This is a genomic window from Polaribacter sp. Asnod1-A03 (genome assembly GCF_045063585.1).
Classification (GTDB): Bacteria; Bacteroidota; Bacteroidia; order Flavobacteriales; family Flavobacteriaceae; genus Polaribacter.
The window spans coordinates 2,258,632-2,278,758 of record NZ_JBEFOE010000009.1 but is presented as its reverse complement, the minus strand read 5'-3'; the positions used below and the strand labels follow the sequence as shown (position 1 = coordinate 2,278,758).

Sequence of the window (20,127 nt, the reverse complement as noted above, 5' to 3'; positions counted from 1 at the left end):
TACCTTGACTTATTCAATTCTTAATACTATCTAATTTATAATACTACTTCTAATTCTTTTCCTTTAAAAGTTATTGTTTGCATTTTTCCTCCAACAACCTCAACCACAAAATTCATAAAATTTTGTTCAAAATTGATAAAGCTATCTACTCCTAATTTTACTTCTAAAGTTTTATCTTCTTCAGAATATTTTAATTCAATTTCAGAAAACGTTCCTTTTTCATAATCATAACTTTCGTTATCATCAAAATACAAAGTAAATTCAGCATCTTTACCTGGATAAATTTTAAGCGTTAATGGCTTGTTTGTTTTTTCTGTAGCATATTGAATTTTTGGTCCCATAGGAATAATACTACCCGCTTTTACAAAAATTGGAGTTTCACTTAATGCTGCTTTTACAGATATATTTTTTTCACCTCCAACTTTTTCATCTGTCCAGAAGTTGTACCAATCTCCTTTTGGTAAATAAACTTCTTTTTCTCTTTGCTTATATTCTGTTACAAAACTCACCATAAGAGATTCTCCAAAAAATAATTGATCTTTAATTTCCCAAGTATTTTTATCATTTGGATAATGATATGCCAAAGGTGTCATTAACTGACGACTATTGTTGGTAATTTGCCATGCTTGAGAATAGATATAAGGCATTAATTGATAACGTAAATCGATAAACTTACGTGCTGTACTTTCAAAAGCATCACTGTATCTCCAAATTTCTGTTTCTGATACATAACCATGGATACGAAAAATTGGACTAAAAGTACCAAACTGAAACCAACGTGTTAATAATTCTATATATTCTGGATTGGTATATTGATTATCAAACTCGGGATTGATAGACTTAGAATCTCTAAAAAAACCTCCAATATCATGAGTCCAATAAGGCACACCTGCCATTGTAAAGTTTAATCCTGCAGCAATTTGTTCAGAAAACTGATCCCAAGAAGCTTCTACATCTCCAGACCAAGAAGTAGCTCCGTAACGTTGTTGCCCTGCATACGCTGAACGCGTTAAGTTAAACACACGTTCTTTAGGGAATTCTTCTCTTCTACCTTCGTACATTGTTTTGGTTACTAAAAGTGAATACGGATTTTGAACTTCTTCATAAGGTCCAACAGCGGTAGAAACTTTTGTATTATTTACGCCTTCTGGCTCTGTACCATCTAACCAGATTGATTTTACTCCTTTATGAAACATCGAATCACTTAAAGCTCTGTAAAATTGCTTGCTTACTTTTGTGTCATAAATATCAACATAGTTGCTACTTTCTATTTTTTTAAGTCCATACTTTTCTTCCAAAGCTTTATTCTTTACCTCTGGCCATACAGAAACCATCAAATTTAAATTCAACTTTGTTAACTCATCAACCATCGCATCTGGATCTGGGTATTTAGCTGGATCCCATTCTGGCCCTTTAGTGCCTTTTGGCCAATAAAACCAATCTTGTACAATATTATCAAAAGGAATTTCTCTTTCTCTCATTTCACGAGCATTTTCTAATAATTCTTCTTGATTGTGATAACGTTCTCTACATTGCCAAAATCCATAAGATTTTATTGAAAATAGGGGTGCTTTTCCTGTTAAATTTTGATATTCAGAAATTACTTCTGCTGGATTTTTACCTGCTACCAAATAATAATCAATGGCATTTCCTTGAGTACTACTAAAAACCGTTTTGTTATAATCTGGTTTATTGTAAAATAATTTACCTGGTATTTTTGCACCTGTATTTTGATATACTACTTTATATTCTTTTCCTGCTTCTAAATATTTTTTTCCAGAATATCTTCTAGGCATCCAAATAGTTGAATAATTAATGATATCATCATTATCTATACTTACTTTAATTTCACCACGCATACGACCATTGTGATCACTTAATGCTAAAAAAGTATATTCTCCTGTTTTTGTTGGTCTAAAAGTAGTTTCTCTTATATTTTTTTTCTTCGCTTCTTTAGCTGCATAAGCTGCTACATTTTCTTTTTCACCGCCTTCTGGTATTACTTGCGCTTCTTTCTTTGTTTCAATTTCACCTGCAGATTCAAATACTATTTCATTTTGAGGTTGATTAAAATCTGTTAAACTGTAATTGTGCCAATAAATTCCATATCCTTTTGTAGAAACTAAAAAAGGAATGGCTATTTCTTGGTTGTATTGTTGCAAACGAATAGGTACATTTTTCCAATTCATAATTCCACTCTGAAACTGTCCCAAACCATACAATGCTTCATCTTCAGCTACAAAAGCTTGAGAAATTTTGTGCTCTCCTGTTGCATTCAAAAAAGTAAGTTCTTTTGTTTCTGAAACTAATTTTTGATTCTCTTTTGTCTCGTATTCTATAACTCCATCCGCATTTACAAATACATTTAATCCATCTGTACTAATGGTTAATAATTCTTCTGATTCATCAACATTCCAAGTTACATTTTGAGGTTCTAAAACAGTCACATAATCAGGAATAGTAGTTGGCTTACTACCTACTTTTATTTTGTTTACATGGATGATCGATTCATTTACAACATCAATATTAATAATGATAGTATCTTGATGAATAACAAGTCCGTGATCAGAGATTTCTACCTTATGTTTAAATTTTGATTGGCATGCAGTAATCATAAGAAATACTGCGCTTAAGAGATAAATTATTTTTTTTGTCATTTTAATATTTTTTTGAATTTATTTCTAGTTAACAATATTCTATCATTTCTTATTAGGAAAACCATTTGGTAAAGGCGGTACATTTAAAACTTCCTTTTCGTCCGGAACACTATTTGATGTGGTTTGTTTATCTCCATACCAATACACACCAACACCATATCCCATCTCACAATCTGTCCAGCTCCAAATTTCCATATCTAGTTTTAACGAACTGCTAAATGGCATTACATCTAAAGCTCTAGTTCTGGTTTCGGTACTATAACCAGATGTATTTTTACCTTTAGATTCTTTCGGTTTTCTATTTAACTTATTAAAAATATAACTTCTTGGCTGGGCATGAAAAGGGTGTTCGTAAAAATCGTTACTTTTTCCTCCCCAAGAATAAGCATAATAATCCTCGGTTCCTGTTCCAAAAATAGAAGGAAAATCTTCTCCATCTACCCATATCTTTTCATCACCTTCTCCCCACCATTTTGCTACAGGGTTCATCACAGTTAAGGCGTCTCCCACATACACACCTCTTCCTTTAAGTGTAATATAATTCCAATCCGAGAATGGTCTTGTAGCTACTGGGTATTGTCCTTTCCAAGCAGCATTAAAATACATACTTTCACTGTCCCACTTCCAATCACCAATGGTTGCTTTTATAGCAACATTTACAGTAGTTTCTCCTAAATTTTCAATTGATATTTTTCCTGATTTTTGATATGGCATTACCCATCTACAAGACATCGTTCCATCTTCACTAACAGTTCTATACCATCCTTTAAATGGATGTAAGCCTATTCCATTTCCAAAGAAATCACCTATAGGACACCAAACTGTTGGTGCTCCATCAAACTCTATTTTTAAAATTACTGTACGAGTTACCTCAGGATTTTTATAATCATCTAATTTGATACTAAGCTCTCTAACAGCTGCATTTCCTTTTGGCAATTTTATTGATTTTTCTTTTTTAGGTTTTAATTTTGTATTAAAAGCAACCTCTTTACCTTTTACTGTATTTTTAGGCGTTAATAATCGTTCTCCCACTTCTTTTATTAACGGTAATGATTTTTTAAAATCTTCCTTAGTTAAAGTTTTTACAAGTGTATAATCATCATATTCTCTATAAGTAAACTGATAAAAAAATGGTCTACCTGTAGTCGTTATTTTACAACTTTTTGCATATGGAATTGGTAAGAATGAAACTGCTGATCTTAACGATTGGTGAGCCATTGGATATGGAATTTCTCCTGTACCATCTAACAATCCTAACATATTTCCTTCAAACACAGGTTCAGAGCTTCCATCTAAATAAATTTTAATTTCTATATCCGTATCTGGTTTATCTGGTTTTAAAAATGGCATCCATGTACGCACTACTGCTCCAGCTCCCACATGATCCATCAACACCCATTCTTTTTCTCCATTTTTTTCTTCAGTTCTAATAAAGTTATGGTCTTTATCATTACTATTAAAATCATGATTTATAAACCAACCTACAGAATCTGCTGGAGTTTTAGAAGCTCTATTATAACTACTTTCTTGCTTTAATCTAAAATTGGTTGTTGGAAAACGAGCAATAGCATCTCTATTTACCATGTCTTTCAATAATGATTCTATAGAAACCTTTTCCTTATTTTGAGCAAATAATATGGTTGTCAAGAATAAAAACACATAATTTAATACGTTATTTGTTGGTCTCATTTTATTAATTTTATTTGATGATTATGTCTTTATATAAATTACTCTCCTATAAATTCTAACACATTATTAGTACCAGAATTAGAAATTTTCCCTAAAGATTCTCCTGAAATACCTGAACTTTTATCAGATAAAAAAACTGGAAAATTGGTCAAATTAATCAACTCAAAATCTAATCCTTTAAAGTCATTTTGATTTGGCAGATTTCCATGTAACAATCGGATATTATTTTTATCACCTCCAACTTTAATTTGCAGTCCTTGTTCTACTCCTTGGTTAGAACCTCTAAAAATTATTTTATGACCACTTCCGCCTATATAAGCTACATTTCCAGAACCATTGTAATATTCTTCTGTAGATGATAAAATAGTAATATCTGCATTATAAGCGACATCCCTTTCATAAGTAGAAGCATAAGCAGGACCATAAATTACATCTGCTCTACAATTAACCACCTCTCCAGAACCTAAAGAAAATCCGTTTTCATTTCCTAAAGAAGTACAATTTTCTACATATTTTTTACCTGTAGCATGCGCAACAGTTACTCCGGTTCTCATATTTTTAACAACACAATTTTTTACCGTAGGGTTGGATGTTCCTCTTTTGTATGTTTTACCATCAATAATTGTTTCTCCTCCATCATAAGCACGTATGCCTGCTTCTCCCTTACTCATCATATAGCCAGCAGGAAGTTTGTAGCCCCAAACAGTCATAAAATCTACTTTATCTGCAGGAGAACCTGTACCCGCTTCTGCTAACATATCGTCCGTTTTTCTAACTTCTCCTTGTACATAACATCCTTCTATTAAAGGATTGTTTGCACCTTGCATAAAAATACAATGTCCGTAACTTTTATGAAAAAAGGTTGAATTTTTTAAATGATTAGATTCTCCTCTTACCAAACAGGCACTGTGTTTTCTGTGCCTAATTATCGATTTACCTCCTTTACCAAAAGCATCTCCATAACCATACGGAAAAGATCCTTTTGTGGTAACTGTAAAGCCTTCAATTTTATTATGAGAACCATCCATCACAATATTTGTTGCTCTTAAAGTTGGTGCATCATATACAGAACCTTCATCAACAAGTGTTAGGTTTTTTAATACATTATTATTTCCTATAATCTGTAGTTCGTGTACTTGAAAATTACCAAATGATTGATGAACTTTGGTGTCTATTTTTATAGTTACACCTGTAAAATCATAAGTACTATTGTTCCCTTCAAACAACAATAAAATTTTACTTATTTTTTTAAGTTTTAATTCTTTTTTGTAAAGTCCCTTTTTTACATCTTCAGATGTAATCGTATAAATACCCGGTTTCATTTTTACCACAACATGATCATCGTCTAAAAATGGCATTAACTCATTTAATGAGCTTACAACAGTTTGCGCATACAATGTTGAATTAGCAGTTAGAAACAAACCAAATAGTAACAATTTTAAAAATGTAGAAAAGCTGTTTTTTTGTTTAATCATCTTTATTTAATTTATTTAGCTATTAAAATAATTTCTTGTCCTACTTGTGTTTTCACATCATATTCAAACACATTTTTTAATACAACTTCTTCTTTTTTAGCTGATTTTGATATTTCTGGTGCTTTAATTTCTGGAACTTGATAAAATGGATTTTTATTAACTCTTTTAGCTTTTGATAGTTTTTTATCAGTTTCTAACTTTAGTTGATGATAAGAACGAATACGTAAATTTCCACCCAAATTAGATTTTAATACTACTTTAACAACTTTTCCATTTTTCCATTCTAAAGAAGTAATTTCAAAACCTCCTCTTGCCCTTAAACCTGTTACTTTTCCATCTTGCCAAACGTCTGGTAAGGCAGGAATTAAATGAATAGCTCCATCATGACTTTGTACTAACATTTCGGTTAAACCAGAAGTAAATCCAAAATTTCCATCAATTTGAAATGGTGGATGTGCATCTAACATATTTGCATACGTTCCTCCTCCTTTTGGAGAATCAGGACGACCAACTAATTTTATTTGATCTCCCATTAATTTATAAGCATGATTTCCATCTAACAAACGAGCCCAAAGATTAATTTTCCAGTTCATAGACCAACCTGTTGATGGATCTCCACGTTGAATTAATGTGTTTTCTGCTCCTTTAAATAATTCAGGATTTCTGTATGGAGAAATTAAGTTAGAAGGATATAATCCGTATAAATGAGAAACGTGACGATGGTCATCTTCAGGATCATCTAAATCTTCCATCCATTCTTGTATTTGATTGTATTTACCCACTTTAAAAGGAGGCAGTTTTTTTAAAGTCAACTCCATTTTCTTTATTAATTCTGCATCAACATGTAATGTTTTTGCAGCTGCAATTGTTTTGGTTAACATATCAAAAACCAATTGACTATCCATTGCAGCACTTTCTACAATGTTTACACTTTTTGGACGACCTTTAGGAGCGTGTTCTGGTGAAATTGTTGGTGAAATAACCAAATATCCATTGGGATCTTCTGTTAAAAAACTCAAACAAAATTCTGAAGCTCCTTTCATTGCCGGATAAACAGATTTTAAATATTCTATATCTCCACTAAACATGTATTTTTCCCACAAATGCTGTGCTAACCAAGTACCACCAGTTGTCCACATTCCCCAAGTTGCTCCATCTACAGGACCAGCTATTCGCCATAAATCTGTGTTATGATGCGTTACCCAACCATCTGCACCATACATTACTTTTGCAGTTTCTTTACCCGCAACAGAAAGCTCTTTTACTAAATCTATTAAAGGATCGTGCATTTCTGATAAATTAGTAACCTCAGCAGGCCAATAATTCATTTCTGTATTAATATTTACAGTATATGCACTTTTCCAAGGTGGTGTTAAATCTTTGTTCCAAATTCCTTGTAAATTTGCTGCTTGCCCTCCTGGTTGCGATGAAGAAATTAACAAGTAACGTCCAAATTGAAAATACAAAGCAGCTAAACTAGGATCTGTTACCGAACTAAATTCTTTAATTCTAACATCTGTTGGTTTATTTTCATGTATTGATTCTCCTAAGTTTAATGTAACTCTATTAAAATAATTTTGATAAAAAGTAGCATGACTTTTTAATAACTGATTGTATTCTTTCTTTTCTGCTTTAATGATATAATCCGTTGCTTTTTTATGAGGATTTGCACTAATATCTTGATAGTTTACAAAATTAGTAGCTATAGATATAAATAACGTAACGCTGTCTGCATTAGAAACTTCTAATTTATTATTTATCGATGCAACACTTCCTCCTTCATTTACAATTTTTACACGAGATTGAAACGCTACTTCTCCTTTAATAGGTGCTGCTTTCCCCAACCTTTTATTTAAATTATCACTACTAAAACCAATCATTTTTAAAATAGTATTGCCTTCTGTAGACACCGTAACTTTTGCAGGTTCTGGTCTATCCATATCTGCAATAAAGCTCAATTTACCTTTTTTATCTGCGGTTAAACGCATTACAATTACTTGATCTGTAAAAGATGTAAATATTTCTCTTTTATAATTTACTCCATCTGCAGTATAAGTGATTGTATTCACAGCATTTTCAATATCTAATGTTCTATGATAATTAGAATATTTTCCGTGATTTAAAAAATGTAGCCGTAAATTCCCAACCGTTTCATAAGGCATTCCGTGAGAAGTTTTAGAAATAATTTTAGCATTTGCTAAATGATGTGCTTCTTTAAATTTACCATCAAATAATAATTTTCTAATTTCTGAAAGTGCTTCTTTCGCATCTGGATTGTCGTTTCTGTGCGGCCCACCAGCCCAAAGTGTACTTTCGTTTAATTGAATATTTTCGTACTCCGGAATACCATAAACCATGGCCCCTAAACGTCCGTTTCCTAATGGCAATGCTTCATTCCAATCTGCTGCAGGAGCATCATACCAAAGTTTTAAGTTGCTTTTTTGCTGACCTAAAATGCTTTCTACTAAAAGAAATAGCATTATAATAGGAAGAATTATATTCTTTTTATTCATTTTTATATTAATTAATGTATTGGTGTATAAATTATTGTGATAGATCCTTCTTTAAGTGCGTTTTCAAAATCAATACCAATTCTCTTGGCATCTTTTCCTTCTCTTAAATATTTTACAGGAACAGGTTCCGGATTAAAAACTACCTTTCCTCCAGTACTTTTTATTTCTACTTTTACTTTTTGATTTTTACCTGTTAAAATTAATGTGGTTGCATTAATTACTTCATAATTAGAATAGGTCATAATTGCAGTTCCAAAATCTACTTTTTCTGAAGCTACAAAATCATCTTTTATTGTTATAATTCCATTTTCAAACTTGTCATTTATCATTGTTCTTGTTAAAGATTCTAACATTGATAATTCGTAAGCTGGTTTTAAATTCATCACTACCTTATCCATCGAATCTTTAAAAACAGTTTCTAAAATTTCTCCTTTAAACTGAATTCCATTTGATTGTAATTTGTTGTTAATTTTAGGAACTGGATGCCCCCAAGAGCTTCTTGCTTTATTATGTGGAGAAAACGCACCTGCGGTGTATGAAGGTGCTCCAATATCACCAGAAATTAAATCTTTATCCAATACTAAAGTATAAGTACCAACATCACTATGATTGTGATTTTCTGCATTATGCCCTGCTTTTATAGCTATTGAAAAAGGAGTTTTTTGTTTTCCTCTAGAAATGATCATTCCAAAATCTTCAAAATACGTATGATTTTCTAAAGTAGAATTTTGATTGTTTTCGGATGTATTTGGACTAAATAATTCTGGATTGTTCCAAGCAATAATTTGTTCTACCGCTTCTTCGAATCTGATTTCATTTGGCTTTTTTGCTCCGTAGTATTTTGATGACAACACATTTGCGAAATTGCTTCCTTTACTTGATGTATGCGAAACTCCGTCTGCAAAGGGAGCACAAGTTCCGTTTTGAATTTCGAAATGCTCTGGAAAATTTCCGACTCTTTTTAATTTTTCAAAATCTTCTCCTTCAAATAAATTGATTCTTCCATCTGTATATTCAAATATAATTTGGGCCAAATACATGTAATGACCAAAACCATATCCCCAATAACCTAAACCTTCAGAACAATAACCATCATCACCAAAACCACTTAAATAATATTTCATACTATTAATGGCAGAACCGATAGCAGCCAAACGTTCATCTGCGTTCTGTGCATTGGTAATACTTACAAAAACAGTTCCGCTTGTACATACAGAATTCCAATTGCTAGTTCCATTAATCCAATGATTGCTTTTATCTAACTCTTTACAACTTTTTAAATACGAATCTGTAATTCTTCTTTGCAATTCTGCTGTTATTTGGCTTTGCATAGGTTTAGAAAGCACATCACCTAATAATGATTTTGCTAAAATTAAAACAGCTCCAAATTTTCTAGCGCCTAAGTCTATAGACATTCTTTTTCCTTCTAAAACCGTATTATCTTTATCATCATGATTAGGATGCAACCAAGATTTCATATCTAAAATGGCTTTTGAATAAGTATGAATTTGTGGAATAAATTGTCCTTTATTTTCGATACATTCTGCCAAAATAAAATGCTCTAAACGATCCATAGTTCTATAGTATCTAGGTTTATAGATTTGTCTATTTCCTTCTTTATTGGCTCTTCTGTAAATTTCATCAGTAATAGGAACTTCTGGCGCTTTCGGTAGTAAAGAAATTGCTTTTTCTACATATGCTTTACCAGATGAAGTTGCGGCGATTCTACCCCAATAAGTTCTATCAGTAATTTCGGGAGCTGGTTGAAACACCTCTTTCGGCATTACTTTTTTTAGCATTTCTATTTGTGCCTCTGTTGGGTATAGTTCTTTTTGATCAGCAACTTCTAAATATGCCTTTATGTCTAAAGAATTATTACTTTGCTCTTTCTTACAACTTGTAAGCAACACAATTACAAATAATGTGTATAATAATTGATTTAATTTCATAACTTTTTATATTCTAAAACTTGTTCATCTTCAATTAATTTTTTCTTTAATTCTTCATAAGTTACCTCATGAATATTAATATCATTCTCTATTGCTAAACCTGCTATTGTTCCTGCACTTTGACCAAGAATCATAAAAACAGGTTCCATTCGGATAGACCCAAATGCAATGTGAGAACTTGATACTGCTAAAGGAACAATTAGGTTTTTACATTCTTCTTGTTTTGGTAAAATAGTTCCTAAATGTATGCTATAAGGTTCGTCTGCATCTACTCCTAAATCTCCTTCATTTTCAACATATCCCTCTTCGGTAATATAACGTTGTACGTTGTGGGAATCCATGGTATAAGAACCCATTCCTATTGGTTTTAATACTTCATTTCTACCTAAAATTTCATTTTCTGTCATCACAAAATCACCAAGCATACGTCTTGCTTCTCTTACATAAATTTGATAAGGCCAATGGTTATTATCTTTAAATTCATCCTTTGCTAATCCCCACTTACTAATACTTTTTTTAAACCTTTCTGGCACACTTTCATCATGACCCCAAAAATAAAGCAGGCCTTTATGGTAACTAATATGTTGCTCTAGAATCTCTTTACGTTTTTCATAAGATGCTTCTGGGTATTCATAATTCATTCCAATATTGTCTGAATTAAATGGCCCTACATTGTTTACATCTCTTTTTTTATTAGGAATTTTACCACCTCCAAACATAGAATATCTACCCGAAAGAAATACTCTTCTTAACAACTCATATTGCGCAGGATCATAATCTGCTGGTTTTTCAAAAGGTACTATATTTCCTTCTGCATTCGTGGTACACAATCTATAATTATATGCTTGTACACGCTTATCTCCCGAACCTTGTTCTCCTGGTGGTGCTGTAGAAATATATGGCAATACGCCACTTGTTGAATCTCCTGGAATGATATATGGACTAATTTTTCTATCTGAAAAATTATGACTGTGATGAAACACTCCTTTTTGTACTCCGTTCCATTGCTCATTATAAACACTATTGGCTTCTCTACCTACATGATAATTAATTCCTGCTGCGGCCATTAAATCTCCTTCATACGTTCCGTCAACAAAAACTTTACCTTTATATTTTTCTCCTGTTAACATCGTAATAGATACTATTTTTCCATCTTTCACTTCTACTCCATGTTCACGATCCAACCATTTCTCTCTAATAATTGTGATATCGTGATCTTTAACCATATTTTCAAAAATTTCTTCAGCAACATGCGGTTCAAAAGTCCACATGGTTTTTAATTCATCATCTATCGCAGTAGTTCCTTGTCCTTCATTTCCATATTCATTTCTTGCTTGCCGATTCCAAGATTTTTCATCTTGATAATGCTGGTACACACTTTGATAAAATTCTTTTGAAATTCCTCCAATCACTTCTTTATTACCTAAATCTGTAAAGCCTAATCCACTAGATGACAAACCTCCTATATGCTTTTCTGGACAAACAATTAAAACAGTTTTGTTCATTCGTTTTAATTGAACAGCTGTAGTAATTGCTGCTGATGTTCCTCCGTAAATAATAACATCCGCATCGAAATCCTCTTTAGTAGATGTACAATTAATAATAAAAACACAACAAAATATTATTTTTAAAAAATGCTGAAATAACTTAAATGAAGTTAACATAAGTATCCTATTTAATTAGAGATTAATTTATACCAATACTAGCTAATATCTTTAAAGAAGTGTATAAATCATTATTCATAGTTTATAAAATATGATTTATAAGCCATGAATAATAGAATTTAATAGCTATAATCAAACTTTAAAACAGCAAACCTATTTTCAGTTTAAATATTTAACAAAAATTAAGGTATGATCAATTCATTTAGGTAGGTAGGATAATTTTCTCCTTTAGCTCCGCCACGAGTAATAGAATCTCCAAAACAAATAATTTTTTGATTTGATTTTAACAAATCGTTTTCTTTTAAAAAAGAAAATATATTTTGTGCAATAAATCGATAGCCCAATGCAGTAGGATGCACTCCATCTTTGCGTCCACTATTCTTCTCATTTCTTATAAAGAGATCTTGGTTGTGTAGCGGTAAGTTTAGTGCTTTAAAATCTGAATTTAAATCATAAAAATAAACATTATTTTCTACTGCTAAAGTCTTAACAATTTTACCAACCTCGTCTATTTTTTTATTTGGTGTTTCTGAAAACAAGACTTTTTTATGCCTTGTAAATAAGTAAACACTATCTGCAGGAATAGGACTCATTAAAACTAATTTGCTTCCATTAGATTTTATTTTTTTTATTAATGCTTTTAAGTTCGCTGTGTAGGTTTTATAATCTATTAATTTTTTAGTATTTAACATGTCATTGGTGCCTACCATCATGATAACTAAATTTGGATTATTTTCTAAAACATCTTTATCAACTCGTTTTAATAAATCATTTGTATTATTTCCTCCAATACCTGCATTAAACACTTTATTATTTTTTTCTGAATTGGTAACCATACAATTAACAGATAAATCGTTTAATAAAACAGGCATATCAGTGTAATTAAAAAGTTTGATATTTTCTGCTCCGGCATATGATCCTTTCGATGCATTCGGATTTCTATAACGATGTACATCATTCCAAAAAGATTCGCCAAAAACTATTGGAGACTGAATACTCCTTTTCTTATTTTGATAATTACGTAGGGTTATATAATGTCCAGAACCATTAATTTCAGCCAAACGAGGCACTTTATATTTACTTACTGTATTTATCAACTCTAAATCTATTGTACAGTTTTTTACATTATTGCCTACAAAAGTAACTAAAGGACCATATAATGCATCACCTTTACTAGCTTCAATAATTCCATTATTCCCTATCGAATAGCCTTTTTCTTGACAACCAATAGCAGTAGATCCAACAATCTTTGTAGGTGGTAAATTTGCACTTAAATCGAAACCAGAACGCATATTTTTAACAGTACAATTAATTACTTTTATCCCTTTTGTTCTTCGTCCATGTAACCCTCCAGCTGGATAGGCTCTAATGCCATCTTCCGACAAAGACTTTATTTCGTTTGGCAAAATTTTACCCGGTGGGTAATCACTTTTAAAACCGACATCAAATGCCAAACCAGAAGTTTCTGCTAACATTTCATTGGTAGCTCTCATTTTCCCCTCAACATAACAATCTTGTAAAAGTGTATTTACAGCTCCTTGCATAAAAATACCATGTCCGTATGCATGAGTTACAACTTTACATCCTAATAATTTGGTATTTGTACCTTCTACCAATAAAACGGAATGTTTATGCAAAGGCACCAAAGCATTTCCTCCTTTACCTAATAAATGACCATAACCATAAGGTGTAGATCCTTTTACAAAAAAATCGGCATTTTTAATAGTGTTATCGTCTCCCATAACACGTAACATTTGTACTCGATGTGCAGGAGTAACAGCACCAACATCTTTTCCTTTTAGGCCTTTAATATAATTGTTATTTCCACTTACTAAAAACTCACTAAACTCACTCTTTGGATAATTTTTATGTAACTCTCCATCAATATTTAAAGTAACTCCTGTTAAAAAATATTGACTATTGTTCCCTGAGAAATGGATTAATGATCCAATACGAAAATCACCTTTTTTCTTATTGTTTTTTCCATATTTAAAAACACTTAACTCTCCTATTTTAATAGATTTAATAGTGTATTCTCCAGGCTTCATTTTTACCAATACATTACTCTTTCCGGCATATTTAGCTAATTTCTCTACCGATTTTATAAAAATGGTGTCTCTAGAAACGCTTTTTGCTTGTAAAGAAAATACAATAAGACTAAACAGTAATATGCTACTTATTTTTTTCATTTAAATTAAGTATTTAATTTTAGTGACCGATAAAAGTTTCAATTGGGATGATATCTTTAAACTCTTTAATTTCGATATTACGATAATAAATTTCTGCAGTTTCAGACTGAAATCCAATAATTCCTTCGCTAGGTGTTAAATTAAAAGCCATATTTACAATATCTCCATTTAACTTATGAATTGTATACTCACCTCCCATTACAATAATCTCACAGGTATTCCACTTATTATTTAAAGCATTATAATTCTTAGTAGGTTTAGCTAAATGCATCCAATCGCTTTTATCTTCTAGTATTCCTCCATCTTTTGGTGATAAAAAACTTTTACCCTCTTTTGTAGAATACCAATCGTAACCTGCTCCTTTGGGTCTAATTAAATCTCCTGTATGATTTTTTGATGTAAGATGATTGTATCTAATTTGGTATTCGATACCAATAGGCCAAACTTGATCATCTGAAACATGATAATAAACACCTGCATCATATTGCCATCGATCAAAATTATTTGTGATTTTTTCTCCCCATTTATATTGAAACTTAAGGATGTATTTACTATACTTTTTATTGGTATAAAATAAACCGTGAGTTGCATTTTCACCTGTATTTAAATTTAAACTGTCTGGCATATCTTTAAAAACATGTACTTTTCGTTTTTCAATTGCATAAACTTTTTTTGCCATTTCAGCATCGTTATTTCTCAATTTTAAATGCCACCCATTCCAATTTTTACCATTGAATAAATTAACAAAACCTTTTTTTGATAATGGTTTTGTTTGTGCATTTAAATCCGTAATATTTGCTAACAACAGAAAAATTATAATGACTACACTGGTTGATATTTTAATTTTATTCATAGTTTCTTAATTTTATTGAATTTACATGACTTAACATATTATTACAATCGAATATTCAGTAATTGATGCCTTGAATCGTAAATCCCTTTTTTAGTTTGGTTATTAATTTTAATCGTTTTTTTATTCGGACTATATATTTTCATGTTCACATGTTTTTGTCCTTCAAAAACAACATTGGGATTGGTATTAAAATCTTCAATTAAAGCCGTATATTTAGACAATGCATGCATTAAAACTTTTCCGTTTCTACGCATGTAACTTCCATGCCCTACAAACAATTCTTTTATGTTGCGTATGTTTGTTTTATCAGCTCCTTCTTTAAATTTTAAAACGGTTAAATAAGCATCTGTTTCCCAACCATTCATATTGATGACACTATTTCTGTGTTTTAAACGTCCATCTGCCAATAAATTAAAATACACTTCTGTAGTTTCTCCATTTTGGGTGATAGAAACTCCTAAGAAATTTTTCCCTGCAAATTTTTTGATGATAGGTAAATCCTCTTTATTTTCTTCAGATTTTAAAATAATAGCTGAAACAAATTTGGTACGTTGTGTTTCTTCAAAATGACTTACAGACCAGTAAGGTTGTCTGTTTTCTGGGTGATGATCTTCGTATCCTTGTTTTTCTTCTAAACGCATTTGCTCAGGAAAATCATGAGGTAAACCTCCTGTAGGAAACGTTTCTGGATATAAAGAACGAACTAAAATCTCTGCATTATCTTCTTTAATAGAAATATCTAATCCATTCCGTTTAGAAATTCCGTTGTAATGTAACAACCATTCAAACTTTCCTGGCTTGTGTGCTAACAAATCATCTATCACTAAAATAACATCACCAACCCAAATAAAATTACGATAGTTTCGTGCTAAAATTTGAGAATAAGGTCCTGAAGCATTGGCTAAAATGTATTTAAAATCTTTTCCTTCTACTAAATTCTGTAAAGATCCTGGGGTATTCACTCCAAAATAAGGATCTTTTCTGTTTTGTCCTTCTCCATCAAACATCACCACATTGTGTGCTTCACTTTGACAATAATATTGTGTATAAAGTGGATTTCCGTAAGAAGAATTTCCCGAATCTATAATTAAATTTTTTCCTTTGTGGAATAGAATATACGACCCTGCATCTGCATGTGTATGATTCCAAGTAAATCCTGATTTAATAGCCAACATAGTAGCATCTTTGTCCCAAGAATTTCTTAATGTAGCCCACCCCATATCTTTATACAAATGAGAAGTTGGGAAATTTGGAGTATAACTCTCTTTTAAATTTGGCAACTTCGGAAACAAAGCCAATCCATTCGGAGTTTCTATTTGTAATCCCTCATGATCATCTCCTTGATAAGTTTGATGAATATACCAAGCATAATCATCTTTTTTATACCCTAATTGCCATAACAACATTACACATGCATTTCCTGTTTTGTAAATAAAGCTATCTCCAAAATTTACAGACATTGGTTTTCCTTCATTAGAAAAATAGCTTGTTTGTATAAAAAAATCTCCTATTTTATCTAAAATAGGTAGCTCTACTTGTTTTTCTTTAGGCAATACTTGTTCAAAAGCATATCTAAACAATAAGTATTGAGAAATTCCATAAGATGCATAATTAATACTTTCGTAAAAACCACCATCTCTATCAAAAGTCGAAGGTTTCTTTTGTAATACACTTCCTGAATAGTTTACAAACTCTGTTGCAGTTTGTGCAATTTCACTAGTCCATTTTTTTGCCTCAGGTATTTCATTTCTAATCGCTAAAGAACTAAAACCTGCCATATAAACACAAGCGCTCCACCAATTATGGCCCATAGTATCAAACGTATGGAAATTTGTTTCTGGTGATAACCAATTATCTAAAATAGGTTGAATCCCTACACGAACCAGGCCTTCTGCAATTTCTTTTCTCTCTTTTTTGGTGAGATAATTATAGGCACTATCAAAACCTATCGATAAAAAGAAGTTATTATGAGAAGTTGTTAAATTTCCTGTCCAAGAAGGCGTTCTACTTAATAATTCTTTTCCCTCCCAAGTATCTTTAGATATATAATCAAATAATATTTTCTTTATGACTTTAGCATATTTTTCATCTCCTGTCATTCTGTAAGCCAATCCTAAAACTTGACAATCAGAAGCTTTTAATTTAGATTTATCTACAAACTCTTCTGCTTTTTTTAGTTGTTGTTCCCAACTATTTTTAACAACACCGTTTGTTTTTATCTGACTTTGTAAACGATTAATATTATCGTCTGTGTATAATAAATAATTTCTTTTTTGAGAGTAAGTTGTAAATACCGTTAGACAACAACAAATAAGTAAGATTCCTTTTTTCATTCTAATAAAAATAAAATTAAGTGTATTGTTATAAATACAATCAATACTATTAAATCCTTTAGAAAAAGTTTATAAATCATAAGTCATAATTTATAAACTATGGCTTAATCATCCTTTTTAAACCTTCAATTATTTCTTAAATCATTTTTTGCTCTTACAATCATAAAAAAAGCCCCATTGCTATTTTAAAGCATGGGACTTTTTATGCTAATAGAACAAATATTAATCTAACGCTTTTTTAATTGCTTTTTTTACTAAGGGCTCCATAACATCATAACCGGCTGCATTAGGATGTACTGTATCTCTACCTAATTCCTTTTTTAACCCTTTTTCGTTATTTACCATAGGTTTGTAATAATCTAAATACACAACCTTATTTTTTTTAGCATATGCTTTAATCAATTTGTTAAGTGCTATAATTTTATCTGCTGGTGCTATAGAAGCACTCCAAGAATAACTGGTGGCTGGTAATACAGAAGCTAAAACTACTTTTATATGATTGGCTTTTGCCAATTCTACCATCGAAAATATATTTCCAGCAATTCTATCTATACTAATTGCACCTCTATTACCAGCAATATCATTTGTACCGGCAGAAATTACAACCACTTTTGGCTTTAACTCTATTACATCGGGTCTAAATCTTAACAACATTTGAGCACTGGTTTGGCCACTAATTCCTCTATTTACATAGGATGGATTTGCCTCAAAAAAAGAACCATGATCTCTTGTCCAATTATCTGTGATAGAGTTACCAATAAACACCACTCTATCTTCATTTTTTTTCGGTGCTTTTAACTCTGTATTTGCTTGTTGATAACGTTTTAAATTTGCCCAATCTTCTGTAGGTGTTAATTGAATTTTAATAACTGTAGCAATATTATTTGGCACTTCTTTGGGTAAGAAAACAGTTAAATTTCCGTCAACTAATTTGGTTTTTAGTTTTTTATTTCCATAATTTAAATAAGCAGTTCTTACTTTTATTTCGCTATCAATGATTAATTTTCCATCTTTTGGCCAATCATAAATATGTGCATAAACCACATCGTTTTTTTGAGTATAATACCCCCAGTTTGGTTTTTTAAAGGTATTCTCGGAAACCTCATAAATAGCCTCTTTATTTTCTTTTGTCCATGCGACCATTTCTTTAAGTTCTTTAATACTTAAAAGATCTTTCTGTGCAAAGACTGTACTTAAATTTACTATAGTAAGTATGGTAAATAGTATCCATTTCTTCATTATTTTCATTTTTATGATTTTTAAATAATTCTTCTAAAATTGAATTTGTTATTTATCAATCTAAAAAAAAAATAACATTGCAATCAACTTTAAAGCTGCTACAATGTTATTCTTTTAAAATTAAATTAATTTTAAATTATAATTCAACTTGTGTAAACTATCATTTATAAATAACTCTTTTATTTTGCTAATTCAATTTTAACTACAGTAACCGTAGCATCTGGTGCCAGCATTGGCACATTTACTAATACTTCTCTTGAAGTAGCTAATGTGGTTAACTCAGCTTCTGGATCCGTTAAAACAGTTGCTTTCTTTACTTTAATTTCTTTGTTTAGTTTTAACAATCCATCTTTTGGCCAATTAAAAACATGTGCATATAATACGCCATCTTTTTTAGTATAACGTCCCCATTTTGGTTTTTCATAAGGGCTTGCAGAAGCTCCGTAAATCGCTTCACCATTTTTCTTCGTCCACTCTCCCATCGCTTTTAAACGTCTTATACTTTCAGATGGAAATCTTCCAAATCCGTCAGGTCCTATATTCAATAAGAAATTACCTCCTTTTGATACAATATCTATTAATTTTTCAATTAAATCTTCGCTACTTTTCCAGTTATTATCAGAAGGTTTATATCCCCAAGAACCATTCATGGTCATACAAGCTTCCCAATCAGAATCAATACCTGTATCCGGAATTTCTTGTTCTGGAGTACCAAAATCTCCTGCAAATTCTCCAGGCTTGTTATCCATTCCGTCCATTCCAGTTCTTCCTTTATCAACTCTATTATTTACAATAGTGTTCGGCTGAATATCACGAATGTATTTATACAAATCTTTCCCCATTTCTGTAGTATAATCAGAAATCCAATCTCCATCAAACCAAACAACACCAATATCACCATAATTTTTTAATAATTCACCAACTTGAGGCTTCATATAGTTTTCGTAATATTCTGGAAATTCTGGATTGACAACTGATGGATCGTCATGCTGAGAAATATTATAATTTGGATATAAATTACCTTGAGCTTGCGGGTGATGCCAGTCTACAATAGAATAGTAAAAACAAAATACAATCCCTTGTTTTTTACAAGCTTCTGATAATTCTTTAATAATATCTCGCTTAAAAGGAGACGTATCCATCACATCATATTTAGATACTTTAGAATCCCATAAAGCAAAACCTTCGTGGTGTTTAGAGGTTAATACAATATATTTCATTCCCGCATCTTTTGCCATCGTTACCCAAGCATCTGCATCAAACAAAGTAGGATTAAACATTTCTGGAAATTTCTCATAATCTTCAATCGTATAATCTAACTTATCCATGGCCCATTCTGCACCACCACCAGCAATATTAGTACCGCGTTCTCCACCAACAATAGAATATGCTCCCCAATGAATAAACATTCCGAATTTAGAATCACGCCACCATTCCATACGCTCATCATCAGATAATTTTACTTTTGATTTTTTTTGAGAAAATGTAGTACCGATGTTGAACATGACGGCAATAACTACAATAATTGTTTTCTTTAGAATATCCATTTACTTAAGTTTTATTGAT

Annotated in this window: 11 protein-coding genes; all 11 read right to left on the bottom strand. The window is 31.3% G+C overall.

Annotated elements, in window-relative coordinates; all coding sequences use genetic code 11:
* Nucleotides 1–35 precede the first annotated feature (35 nt).
* The 11 genes from ACJJVY_RS10390 to ACJJVY_RS10340 all read right to left on the bottom strand — a co-directional run bounded on the left by ACJJVY_RS10390 (nucleotide 36) and on the right by ACJJVY_RS10340 (nucleotide 20,108).
* Nucleotides 36–2,657, bottom strand: coding sequence for a TIM-barrel domain-containing protein (locus ACJJVY_RS10390; RefSeq protein ID WP_405607910.1), 2,622 nt, complete (start codon nucleotides 2,655–2,657; stop codon nucleotides 36–38).
* Nucleotides 2,658–2,699: 42 nt separating this feature from the next.
* On the bottom strand, nucleotides 2,700–4,346 hold the full coding sequence (locus tag ACJJVY_RS10385; protein ID WP_405607907.1) for a glycoside hydrolase family 172 protein: 1,647 nt from the start codon (nucleotides 4,344–4,346) through the stop codon (nucleotides 2,700–2,702).
* A gap of 38 nt (nucleotides 4,347–4,384) precedes the next feature.
* Complete coding sequence (locus ACJJVY_RS10380; RefSeq protein ID WP_405607904.1) at nucleotides 4,385–5,821, bottom strand: hypothetical protein; 1,437 nt, start codon at nucleotides 5,819–5,821, stop codon at nucleotides 4,385–4,387.
* An 11-nt stretch (nucleotides 5,822–5,832) separates the two neighbouring features.
* The gene (locus ACJJVY_RS10375) at nucleotides 5,833–8,334 is read right to left on the bottom strand and encodes a glycosyl hydrolase family 95 catalytic domain-containing protein (RefSeq protein WP_405607901.1); all 2,502 of its coding nucleotides are present in this window, start codon (nucleotides 8,332–8,334) and stop codon (nucleotides 5,833–5,835) included.
* 11 nt (nucleotides 8,335–8,345) lie between these two features.
* Nucleotides 8,346–10,283: a hypothetical protein gene (locus ACJJVY_RS10370; protein WP_405607898.1), complete on the bottom strand. Its 1,938-nt coding sequence runs from the start codon at nucleotides 10,281–10,283 to the stop codon at nucleotides 8,346–8,348.
* Nucleotides 10,280–11,947 carry an FAD-dependent oxidoreductase gene (locus tag ACJJVY_RS10365; RefSeq protein WP_405607895.1) on the bottom strand — a complete coding sequence of 556 codons (1,668 nt, stop codon included), beginning with the start codon at nucleotides 11,945–11,947 and terminating at the stop codon, nucleotides 10,280–10,282. Before ACJJVY_RS10365 ends, ACJJVY_RS10370 begins: the two co-directional genes overlap by 4 nt.
* 182 nt (nucleotides 11,948–12,129) lie before the next feature.
* Nucleotides 12,130–14,136 (bottom strand): SGNH/GDSL hydrolase family protein, encoded by a 2,007-nt coding sequence (locus tag ACJJVY_RS10360; RefSeq protein ID WP_405607892.1) that lies wholly within the window; start codon nucleotides 14,134–14,136, stop codon nucleotides 12,130–12,132.
* 19 nt (nucleotides 14,137–14,155) lie between these two features.
* Entirely contained in the window at nucleotides 14,156–14,989 is an 834-nt protein-coding gene (locus tag ACJJVY_RS10355; protein WP_405607889.1) for a DUF1080 domain-containing protein, read from the bottom strand.
* Nucleotides 14,990–15,030: 41 nt separating this feature from the next.
* Entirely contained in the window at nucleotides 15,031–17,322 is a 2,292-nt protein-coding gene (locus tag ACJJVY_RS10350; RefSeq protein ID WP_405607886.1) for a heparinase II/III family protein, read from the bottom strand.
* A gap of 222 nt (nucleotides 17,323–17,544) precedes the next feature.
* On the bottom strand, nucleotides 17,545–18,561 hold the full coding sequence (locus ACJJVY_RS10345; protein WP_405607883.1) for a GDSL-type esterase/lipase family protein: 1,017 nt from the start codon (nucleotides 18,559–18,561) through the stop codon (nucleotides 17,545–17,547).
* A gap of 179 nt (nucleotides 18,562–18,740) precedes the next feature.
* Complete coding sequence (locus ACJJVY_RS10340) at nucleotides 18,741–20,108, bottom strand: alpha-L-fucosidase (RefSeq protein WP_405607880.1); 1,368 nt, start codon at nucleotides 20,106–20,108, stop codon at nucleotides 18,741–18,743.
* Nucleotides 20,109–20,127: the final 19 nt, after the last annotated feature.